A 9834-nucleotide genomic window follows, 5' to 3' on the forward strand; every position below is an offset into this window, starting at 1 on the left:
GGCCTCGCTCACCTACGTCGAGATCGACGGCGCCCCGCACGGGCTGTTGCGCACCCACGGCGCCGAGGTGAACGAGGCGCTGCTCGCCTTCCTGAGCACGTGAGAGCCCTCGGATGGATGCCGTGGGTCGCGGCGGCGGGTGCGGCGGTGCTCGCGTTCGGTGAGGTGCAGGCGTGGCGTACCTCGCGCGCGGACTATCCCACGGCCCCCACCGCCGGCCCCGCCAGCGGGCGCGACGTCGTGCTCGTGCTCGGCTTCCGCTCGCGGGCGGACGGTCGACTGAACGCCCTGCAGGCATGGCGGACGCGCATCGCGGTGCGCTCGGCACCGCCCGACGCACTCTTCGTCTTCTCCGGCGGCACCGTACGCGGAACCGAACCGGAGGCGGCGGTGATGGCGCGTCACGCGACTGTTCGTCTGGGCGTGCCGCCGGATGCCGTCGCCATCGAGTCGGCGGCCGAGAGCACACGGGAGAACCTGTCGTTCAGCCTGCCGTGGCTGCGGGAGGCCCGCACCATCCGCATCGCCTCGAACACGGCGCACGCCCACCGCGCCCGCGGCTACCTGCGCGAGCTCGATCCGCACCTGTGGGCGCGTCTTCGCCGCACCCGCGACTTCCGCCCGCTCGAGCTCGGCCCCCTGCGACTCGCGCTCACCTTCTACGATTTCGTCGCGGCGCGCTCGGCCGGCCGCGCCGCCGCCATGGCCGTCGCGAACCGAGCGGTCATCGGCGTGCGCGCCGGCGAGGACGCCGTCTCGGGTGCTCAGCGCAGCGGCGCCACCGAGGCGTAGGCGCCGACCCGCTCCGAGACCGGTACGTCGTAGATCCGCGCCGCCTGCGCCGCACTCCACCGGGTCCATCCGGGATCGCCGCCGGCGACGAACGCGACCGCGTCGGCGTGCACCGCGTCGGCGAGCTGCGGGGGCGGCGCATCGCCCGCCAGCGGGGCGATGCCCTCGGCATCCAGACAGTCGAAGAAGAAGGGCACGTCGAGGCAGTGCTCCGCGAATCCGAAGCGCCCCGACGGCCACGAGAATCGGTACATCCAGGTGGGCGCCGCACCGCGCACATCCGCGAGCTGCACGTTCTTCTCTCGGAACATGCGGTCGGTGAGATAGCGACCGGCGACGCGGGCCGTCCCGTGCGCGGCGACGTCGCGGTTGGCCGCGAGGTAGGCGCGGCGCCGTCGTCGTTCCAGCCCGAGACGACCGAGGACGATGCTCCGGGGCACCCAGCGCATCGCCCGGGCCGCGCGCGCGAAGATCATCGTGAACTCGTCGTCGGTCGTGCCCAGCACGAGCGGCTTGTCCGCTCCCACGCCGGCCGCGAACGACGCGCCGGTCGTGCGCGGCAGCAGCTCGCCGTCGATCTCGGGACCGAGGGCGAACCCGGCAGCGAGCATCTGCGCCGCCGCCTTCGGATCGATCGCGGTCGCCTGCTTCTGCAGCGCGATCAGGCGTTCCTCGGGGATCGACGCGAACCCGTGGCGGTCGGCGGAGACCCCGGCTGCGGCGGCGATCGCGGCGATGTGGAGCCCGAGCGCGCTCGGGCTCCACATCGCCGAGAGCGGCAGACAGCGACCACACCCGGTGGAACAGGTGTTGCGCCGACGGCATCCCGAGGAGGGTCAGCAACCGCACCGCCTCCGGCCGACTGGCCGGCGATCGTCACGCGGGCCGGATCGCCCCCGAAGGCGGCGATGTTCTCCTGTACCCACTCCAGCGCCGCGAGCCAGTCGCGCACGCCGCGGTTGGACGGCGCCCCGTCGATGTGACCGAAACCGTCCACACCGAGGCGGTACGAGATGGTCACGGTCGCGGCGCCGTCGCGCGCGAAGGCACGGCCGTCGTACCAGGGGCTGGCGGGCGAGCCGGAGAAGAAGCCTCCGCCGTGGATCCACACGAGCACCGGAAGCCCGGCGGCTCCCGGGTCGGGCGTGACGACATTGACGTTGAGCGTGCCGTCGTCGGGGATGCTGGGCTCGGGGATGAGGGTGATCCCGGGGTCACCGCGTTGCGCCGTGGCGCCGCTCTCCCACCGGCGGCTCCGCGAACGGGATGCCGAGGAACGCGGCCGAACGGCTCCCGTCCGCCGCCGTCCGCCAGCGACCGCGCACACGTCCGGCGGTGATCAGGATCTCGGGATCGCTCTGCACGGTCGGATCATGGCACGGCCCGATCGGGGCCGGAGTCGATCACGGCACGGGCGGTCGCGGCTCGGCCGTCACGATGCGCGCATGCGGCATGCGCCGGCGCATCACCGCGATGGCCTCGGGGTTGTCGTCGACGAGCACGGCGTCTCGCCCCAGTGCGCTGCACACCGCCCCCGTGGTGCCGCTGCCGGCGAACAGATCCAGCACGCGGTCACCGGGTCGGCTGGACGCCTGGACGATCCGACGAAGGATGCCTTCGGGCTTCTGCGTGGGGTAGCCCGTCTTCTCGCGGCCGCTGGTCGGCACGATCGTGTGCCACCACACGTCGGTCGGGAGTTTGCCCCGGGCCGCCTTCTCGGCCGTGACGAGCCCGGGGGCCATGTAAGGCTCTCGGTCGACGGCATCCGAGTCGAACCAGTACCCGCGTGGATCCTTCACGTAGACCAGTATCGTGTCGTGCTTCGTGGGCCACCGGCGGCGGCTCTTGGCGCCGTAGTCGTAGGCCCAGATGAGCTCGTTGAGGAACGACTCCCTGCCGAACAGCGCGTCGAGGAGCACCTTCGCGTAGTGCGCCTCGCGGTAGTCGAGGTGCACGTACAGCGTGCCGTCGTCGGCCAGCAGCCGCCACGCCTCGCGCAGGCGCGGCTCGAGGAACTCCCAGTAGTCGTCGAACCGGTCGTCGTAGCGGCGCAGATCGCCGCGCAGGCGCGCGTAGCTCGTGCCCCGGAAGCCGGTCTTGACCTCGCCGCGCACGCCGCTGCGGTCCGCGGACTCGATCGCCTTGCCTTGCAGACGCCCCGTGTTGAACGGTGGGTCGAGATAGATCAGGGTGAACGCGGCATCCGGCAGAGCATGCGCGACCGCGAGGTTGTCGCCGTGGTGGATCTCGACGGCGCCGGGAACGTCGACGGTGCCGGATGCCGGTGCGTGGGTCACGGAACGCGGTGCAGCCAGGCGTCGGTGGAGAACTTCTCCTCGACGAGCGCCTCGGCCTCGGCATATTCCTCTTCGGTGATATAACCGGGCTCGGCGCCATAGAGCGTGGAGAACGTCTGCATGAACCGCTCGATGATCGCCTCGCGCGGCAGTCCCGTCTGGCTCCGCAGCGGGTCGACGCGCTTGGCCGCCGAGACGGTGCCCTTGTCGCTGAGCTTCTCGCGGCCGATGCGCAGCACCTCGGTCATCACCTGACCGTCCATGTCGTACGACAGTGTCGCGTGATGCAGTACGCCGCCGTTCGCGAGCCGCTTCTGCGCGGCGCCGCCGATCTTTCCGGCCGGCGAGGCGATGTCGTTGAGCGGCTGGTACACGGCATCCACGCCGAGCGAGCGCAGCGCCTGCAGGGCCCAGTCGTCGAGGAACGCGTAGGAGTCCGCGAAGGTGAGGCCGGCGACGAGCGCGGCTGGCACGTAGAGCGAGTAGGTGACGATCGAGCCCGCCGCCATCAGCATGGCGCCACCGCCGGAGATGCGCCGCACGACGTCGAATCCGTGCCGCGCCGCGCCCTCGGGGTCGACCTCGTTGCGGTACGACTGGAACGAGCCGATCACGACGGCCGACTCGTTCCACTCCCAGATACGCAGGGTCGGCTTGCGTCGCCCCTCGCCCACCCGCGTCGTGAGCACCTCGTCGAGCGCGAGGTTCATGGCGGGCGAGACCGCCTTCTCGTGCACGACCTCCCACTCGAAGTCGCGCCAGCCGGGAGCGGTCACGAGCGCCCGGCGCACGGCCGTGCCGACCGACTCGGGCGTGAACCCGAGCAGCTGCGCACCGTCGGGCAGCGCCCCGCGGACGGCGGCCGCGATGCCCGCGGCATCCGTCTCCACGGGAAGCCCGGTGACGGCGGCGTCGATGTCGGCCAACGCGTCGTCGGGCTCGAGGAAGAAGTCCCCCGCGAGGTGGAAATCGGCGATGTGCCCGCTATCGACCTCGAGGTCGACGACGACGAGCTTGCCGCCCGGAACCTTGTACTCCCCGTGCATGACTCCAGCGTACGAGGTCGAGGCAGCCCTCCGGCGCACCGTCGGCGCGACGCGATCGGGCCGTCACGCCGCGTGCAGCAGGTGCCGGTCGATCCACGCGATCAGGTCCGCGATCACCTCGTCGCGTGTCACGTCGTTGAACACCTCGTGGCGGATGTCGGGGTAGATGAGTGTCGTGACGTCGGTGAGGCCGGAGCGCCGCCGGTACGCCTCGGCGAGACGGTGGATGCTGCGCGGACCGCCGACGGTGTCGTCGCGCCCGATCATCAGCAACAGCGGCACGTCGCGGGGAAGGTTCTTCGCGGGCTTGCCGATCAGGCGCAGCGTGTCGAGCGGCCCGAAGAGCTTCGCGAGCGGCTCCGAGGTCGTCAGCGGGTCGTCGAGGAACGCGCGGCCGACCGCGAGGTCGGAGGACAGCCACTCCGATCCCATCGCATCGGGCGCCTTCCACGGCGCGTTGAGGTCACCCGAGTTCAGGGCTCCGGGCCAGCGCAGGGCCGAACCGGTGAGGACGACGGCGTCGTAGTCCCGCGGATGCCGGTCGAGCAGCATCTGCGCGAGGAACGAGCCCCACGAGTGCCCGACGAGGATGAGGGGCAGCCCGGGGTGGTCGGCGCGGATGATGCTGCTCAACTGAGCGCAGGCCGCGACGGCGGCCCGAAGCCCACCGGGGCCGAGTCGACCCAGCCGGCGCACGTCGCCTCCGTGCTGCTCCAGGCCGGTGCGCCCGTGCCCGCGGTGATCGTCGGCGTAGACGAGATAGCCGGCGGCCGTGAGCGCCTCGGCGACGTGGGCGTAGCGGCCCGCGTGCTCCCCGACGCCGTGGAGGATCTGCACGACGCCGCGGACGCGGGCGGCGTCGCCGCCCGGCTCGTAGACGTCGTAGATGGTGCGGATGCCGTGAGGATCGATGAAGGAACGTTCCTCGCGCTGCGCCGCTGCCATGGCCCGAGTCTAGGACCGGCGGTTGGCAGCCGGAAAATTGCTAGATAAGCTAGCCGTTCATGAAGGACGTCACGTCTCACCGCTGGATCGGTCTGGTCTTCATCAGCCTCGCGGTCGCACTCATCATCGTCGACTCGACGATCGTCAACGTCGCGATTCCGGCGATCGTCGATGACCTGGGCATCACCTCCACACAGGTGCAGTGGGTGCAGGAGGCGTACACGCTCGTGTTCGCCGCGCTGCTGCTGCTGTTCGGGTCGCTCGCCGACCGCATCGGACGGCGACGCCTGCTGTTGATCGGCGTCGCGTTGTTCGCGGTCGCGTCGGTGATCGCCTCGTTCGCGCCGACGGGCGACCTGCTGATCCTCGCCCGTCTCGTGCAGGGCGTCGGCGGCGCCATGATGCTGCCCAGCACGCTGTCGCTGCTGAACGCGACCTTCCAGGGTCGTGAGCGCGGCATCGCCTTCGCGGTCTGGGGGTCGACGATCGGCGGAATGGCGGCGGTGGGGCCCCTCCTCGGCGGCTGGCTGACGACCTCGTTCTCGTGGCGGTGGGCCTTCGGCATCAACATCCCCCTCGGCGTGATCATCGCGATCGGCGTGCTGTGGGCGGTGGGCGAGTCGCGCGCCCAGAACGCGCCCGCGATCGACGCGCTCGGCGCGGTACTGTCGGTCCTCCTCTTCGGAGCGCTCGTCTTCGGACTGATCGAAGGCCGCACCCTCGGATGGTGGGACGTCGACGCCCCGTTCACCGTCGCCGGCTGGAGCTGGCCGTTCTCCGTCTCGCCCGTACCGGTCGCCTTCGCGCTGGCACTGTTGGCGGCGGTGGGCTTCGTGACGTGGTCGCGGCGCCAGGCGCGTCGGGGACGACCGACCCTGCTCGATCCCCGCCTCTTCTCCATCGCGAGCTTCCGCAGCGGCAACATCGCCGCCCTCGTCGTGGCGCTGGGCGAGTTCGGGATCATCCTGTCGCTGCCGCTGTGGCTGCAGTTCGTCCTCGGATTCGACGCCCTGCAGACCGGCCTCATCCTCATCGCGCTCGCCGCGGGCTCGTTCGTGGCCAGCGGGTTCGCGGGAGCCTCCAGCGGCAAGGTCAGCGCCGTGCTGATCGTCCGCGCCGGACTCGTCGCCGAGATCGTGGGCGTGGTCGCGGCAGGCCTCGTCGTCGGCGCGGATGCCGGGACGCAGTCGGCCTGGCTGTTGCTGCTGCCTGCGCTGTTCGTCTACGGCTTCGGCGTGGGACTCGCGACGGCACAGTTGACCGGGGTCATCCTGCAGGACGTGCCGGTCGAGCTGTCCGGGCAGGGGTCGGGAACCCAGTCGACGGCCCGACAGGTCGGCTCGGCGCTGGGGATCGCGATCCTCGGAACGGTGCTGTTCACCGGCACCGCCGGCATCCTGTCGTCGTCGCTCGACGACCGCGGCCTGCCGCCGCAGCAGCGCGATCAGATCGTGTCGGCGGTGGTCGACAGCTCCGGCGGGGCCATCGCGGGCCTTGCCGCGAACCCGGCGACCGCGCCGATCGCCGCCGACGCGAAGGCGGCGTTCTCCGATGCGACGCGACTGTCGGCGTTCACCGCGGCCGGCTTCCTGGTGGTGGGACTTCTCGCGACCATTCCGCTGGGCCGCGAGCGGCGGCGCGCAACAGCGGATGCCGAGGAGTCGTTCGTGCGGAGCTGAGAACCGGCGCCGGCGGCATCCGCCTGACACCGTCCACGTGATACTTAGCAAGACTAATGAGCTATGCTAAGTATCAGCATGAGCACCGAGACGCCCGCCCCCGCCGCACCCGACCTCTCCACACCCGCCGCCGAACTGCGCATGGCGACCTTCCGTCTGGCGCGACGGCTTCGCTCCCAGCGGGCGGTCGACACCATGAGCGACGCGCAGTTCGCCGTGCTGGCCGCTCTGTCGGTGCACGGGCAGCACACCCTCGGCGAACTCGCCGACCGGGAGCGCGTGTCGGCGCCGTCGATGAACCGCACGGTGAACGGCCTGGAGGAATCGGGCTACCTCACGCGCACGACCGACGCCGACGACCGCCGCAAGGTCAACATCGCGCTCACCGACGCGGGTCGCGCGGTGGTCGACGAGACCGTCCGCCGGCGCGACTCCTGGCTCGAAGACGCCCTGGCCGCATTGACGCCGGCGCAGCGCGAGCTGCTGCGCTCGGCGGCTGAGCTGATGCGGGAGGTGGCCGCCCGATGAGCTCGCCCACCCGCGCGTCGAATGCGATGTTCCGCTCTTTCTCGGTCTTCAACTACCGCGTCTGGTTCATCGGCGCCCTGGTGTCCAACATCGGCGCGTGGATGCAGGCCACGGCTCTCAGCTGGGTCGTCCTCACGCAGCTCACGCACAACGACGCGGGGGCGATGGGCGTCACCATGGCGTTGCAGTTCGCTCCTCCCCTGCTGCTGGTGAGCGTGACCGGCTGGGTCGCCGACAAGTTCGAGCGGCGACGGCTGCTGATGGTGACCCAGAGCTCGCTGCTGGTGCTCGGCGCTACCATCGGCATCCTGATCCTCAGCGGCGTCATGACACTGTCCCTCATGTACGTCTTCGCGTTCGCGCTGGGCCTCGTGGCCGCCTTCGACAACCCGACGCGCCAGGCGTTCGTGTCCGATCTCGTCGACCGCGAGAACGCCTCGAACGCGGTGGCGCTGAACGCGGCATCCTTCAACGGCGCCCGGATGATCGGACCCGCCGCCGCCGGCGTCGTCATCGTCGCGGTCGGCACCGGCTGGGTCTTCCTGGTCAACGCGGTGACGTTCCTCGCGATGATCGTGGCTCTGCGGCTGATCCGCTCCGAGGAACTCGTGCCGCGCATCACGGCGCCCGGGGCATCGCGTCTGGCCGACGGCTTCCGCTATGTCGGCAGCCGCCCCGACCTCATGGTGACGTTCGTGATGGTGTTCCTGCTCGGCGCGTTCGGCATGAACTTCCCGATCTTCGCCTCGACGATGGCCCTGGAGTTCGGACGGGATGCCGACGGCTACGGGCTGCTGAGCTCGATCCTGGCCATCGGCTCACTCGCCGGGGCCCTGTTGGCCGCCCGGCGGGATCGTGCGCGGATGCGTCTCGTGATCGTGGGCACCGGCATGTTCGCGGTCGCGGGAACGGTCTCGGCGTTCATGCCGGACTACTGGCTGTACGCCATCACGCTGATGTTCACCGGGTTCTCGGTGGTCACAACGCTGACGACGGCGAACGGCTACGTGCAGACGACGACCGATCCAGCGCTGCGCGGGCGCGTGCTCGCGCTGTACATGGCAATCCTCATGGGCGGCACGCCGATCGGCGCTCCCATCGTCGGCTGGGTGGCCGCGGAGTACGGGGCGCGTGCCGCCATCCTGCTGGGGGCCGCGGCGGCATTCGTCGCCTTCGCCGGCGGCTTCGGATGGCTGCTGTGGTCGGGGCGCCTGCACCGTCACGAGTCGCGCCGCTTCGCCCTCTCGCTGGACGAGACCCGGCCCCTGTCGATCGTGACCCCGGAGGAGTTCAGCGACGAGGTGGCGGGAACGACGCCGATCTCGCTTCCCGATCCGACACGGCGGTAGCACCACCACGAACCGGCCTCTGCCGCCACCCATCATGCATCGCACCCCGTCGCGAATCACGACGTGTGCGAATTGTCCATTGCAATATTCGAATCTTTGTTCTATTATTGAAGGAGAGAAGCCCCGCGTATCCCCCGATCCTGATGCGGGTTCAGCGCTTCCGGCCTGTCCGGAGCGAGGGGATGATGCACGTGAGCGCGAACCGGGAAGACGTGGCCGACATCGGCCGCATGCTCGATACGCCGTGGCCGGCGCTGGACCGGCTGGTCGCCGATGTGGTGGATGCGCGGCGGCGGATAGCCGAAGTCCAGGCCGAGGAAGCTCGACTGCTGGCCGACGCGGTCGGACTGGTCGCGGATCGGACCGCGTTGCTGCGACAAGAAGCTCAGCAGCGGGGCAGCTCACCCCTCCGGTCGAGCGACGCGGACCTGCCGCTTCGGGAAGTGGCGCTGGAGTTGGGCATGGCGATGCGCGCCTCAGACCGGGGCGTGCAGCGACGGATGTCCGAGGCGTATCTGCTGACCACGCTGTTTCCTCGCACCCACGCGTCATGGGCCGACGGCGAGATCGACGCAAGCCATGCCTGGGCCATCGCGCGAGCGGGCGCGGTGCTGCGGACGAGCGAGGATCGCGCCCGCTTCGAAACCCTCGCGCTCGAGACGGCACGGACGGAATCTCCCTCGCGGATGACCCAGGCGGCGAAAGCCATCGCGGCGACCATCGACCCGGCGGCGTTCGACGACGCCGTGCACCGGGCAACGGACGAGCGGTCCGTGCGCCTGTTCGACCTCGACGACGGCATGGCTAGACTCATCGCCGATCTGCCCGCGCCGATCGCGTACGCGATCTACGACTCGCTCACGACACGCGCGCGGACGATCGTCGACCGGACCGACACCGACACCGACACCGACACTTCCAAGGATGCGTGCGGCGAGCCCCGGCGAGCCCGAGGCGACGATGCCGACACCGTCGTCACCAGCCGATCCGCCGACGCGGAGCGCCGCACCCTCGCGCAGGTCCGCGCCGACGTCTTCGGCGACCTCCTGCTGACCGCAGCACCATCAACGACGGCCACCGGTGCGGGCCTGGACGCCATCCGCGCCCGCATCCAGGTGACGGTCCCCGCATTGACCCTCGCCGGAGACCCGGCGGGCGGACCTGCCATGCTCGCAGGTCACGGCCCCATCGACCCGGC

11 protein-coding genes and 1 pseudogene are annotated in these 9834 nt (G+C 70.7%); 6 read left to right on the plus strand and 6 right to left on the minus strand.

Annotated features, from left to right (window positions below; genetic code table 11):
* Positions 1-7: 7 nt before the first annotated feature.
* Both AS96_RS15280 and AS96_RS09685 read left to right on the plus strand, forming a co-directional pair.
* A pseudogene (locus tag AS96_RS15280) lies at positions 8-103 on the plus strand (alpha/beta hydrolase); the annotation flags it as partial.
* Positions 100-792, plus strand: coding sequence for a YdcF family protein (locus AS96_RS09685; protein WP_231477214.1), 693 nt, complete (start codon positions 100-102; stop codon positions 790-792). The pseudogene AS96_RS15280 and the gene AS96_RS09685, both read left to right, overlap by 4 nt.
* Here AS96_RS09685 and AS96_RS15715 read toward each other — a convergent pair.
* The 6 genes from AS96_RS15715 to AS96_RS09705 all read right to left on the minus strand — a co-directional run bounded on the left by AS96_RS15715 (position 765) and on the right by AS96_RS09705 (position 5080).
* Entirely contained in the window at positions 765-1559 is a 795-nt protein-coding gene (locus AS96_RS15715; RefSeq protein ID WP_231477215.1) for a carboxylesterase family protein, read from the minus strand. The genes AS96_RS09685 and AS96_RS15715 overlap by 28 nt on opposite strands.
* The gene (locus tag AS96_RS15720; protein WP_331280311.1) at positions 1454-1909 is read right to left on the minus strand and encodes a carboxylesterase family protein; all 456 of its coding nucleotides are present in this window, start codon (positions 1907-1909) and stop codon (positions 1454-1456) included. Before AS96_RS15720 ends, AS96_RS15715 begins: the two co-directional genes overlap by 106 nt.
* A 97-nt stretch (positions 1910-2006) precedes the next feature.
* Positions 2007-2156, minus strand: a complete 150-nt coding sequence (locus AS96_RS15920; RefSeq protein WP_288119694.1) for a carboxylesterase family protein — start codon at positions 2154-2156, stop codon at positions 2007-2009.
* 39 nt (positions 2157-2195) lie between these two features.
* Entirely contained in the window at positions 2196-3089 is an 894-nt protein-coding gene (locus AS96_RS09695; protein ID WP_051498828.1) for a DNA-methyltransferase, read from the minus strand.
* On the minus strand, positions 3086-4135 hold the full coding sequence (locus tag AS96_RS09700) for a lipoate--protein ligase family protein (RefSeq protein ID WP_036288997.1): 1050 nt from the start codon (positions 4133-4135) through the stop codon (positions 3086-3088). The genes AS96_RS09695 and AS96_RS09700 overlap by 4 nt, the downstream gene beginning before the upstream one ends.
* A 63-nt stretch (positions 4136-4198) precedes the next feature.
* Positions 4199-5080, minus strand: a complete 882-nt coding sequence (locus tag AS96_RS09705) for an alpha/beta fold hydrolase (RefSeq protein ID WP_016464195.1) — start codon at positions 5078-5080, stop codon at positions 4199-4201.
* A gap of 59 nt (positions 5081-5139) precedes the next feature.
* Between AS96_RS09705 and AS96_RS09710 the strand changes: the two genes are divergently transcribed.
* From AS96_RS09710 to AS96_RS09725, 4 genes are all read left to right on the plus strand, one after another.
* Positions 5140-6759 carry a DHA2 family efflux MFS transporter permease subunit gene (locus AS96_RS09710; RefSeq protein WP_036288999.1) on the plus strand — a complete coding sequence of 540 codons (1620 nt, stop codon included), beginning with the start codon at positions 5140-5142 and terminating at the stop codon, positions 6757-6759.
* Between the two features lie 78 nt (positions 6760-6837).
* A complete protein-coding gene (locus AS96_RS09715) occupies positions 6838-7287 on the plus strand; it encodes a MarR family winged helix-turn-helix transcriptional regulator (protein ID WP_155947552.1) in 450 nt (149 codons plus the stop codon).
* Positions 7284-8636: an MFS transporter gene (locus tag AS96_RS09720; protein WP_036289004.1), complete on the plus strand. Its 1353-nt coding sequence runs from the start codon at positions 7284-7286 to the stop codon at positions 8634-8636. Before AS96_RS09715 ends, AS96_RS09720 begins: the two co-directional genes overlap by 4 nt.
* A gap of 185 nt (positions 8637-8821) precedes the next feature.
* Positions 8822-9834: DUF222 domain-containing protein (locus AS96_RS09725; RefSeq protein WP_231477216.1), on the plus strand; the 1013-nt coding region annotated here is incomplete at its 3' end.

Source organism: Microbacterium sp. MRS-1, from assembly GCF_000585455.1.
Taxonomy (GTDB): Bacteria; Actinomycetota; Actinomycetes; order Actinomycetales; family Microbacteriaceae; genus Microbacterium; species Microbacterium laevaniformans.

Bases quoted from the DNA above. Each gene is read 5' to 3' on its own strand.
- AS96_RS15715 (WP_231477215.1), bottom strand. From the start codon at position 1,559: ATGTGGAGCCCGAGCGCGCTCGGGCTCCACATCGCCGCGATCGCCGCC.
- AS96_RS09700 (WP_036288997.1), bottom strand. From the start codon at position 4,135: ATGCACGGGGAGTACAAGGTTCCGGGCGGCAAGCTCGTCGTCGTCGAC.
- AS96_RS09705 (WP_016464195.1), bottom strand. From the start codon at position 5,080: ATGGCAGCGGCGCAGCGCGAGGAACGTTCCTTCATCGATCCTCACGGC.
- AS96_RS09710 (WP_036288999.1), top strand. From the start codon at position 5,140: ATGAAGGACGTCACGTCTCACCGCTGGATCGGTCTGGTCTTCATCAGC.
- AS96_RS09715 (WP_155947552.1), top strand. From the start codon at position 6,838: ATGAGCACCGAGACGCCCGCCCCCGCCGCACCCGACCTCTCCACACCC.
- AS96_RS09720 (WP_036289004.1), top strand. From the start codon at position 7,284: ATGAGCTCGCCCACCCGCGCGTCGAATGCGATGTTCCGCTCTTTCTCG.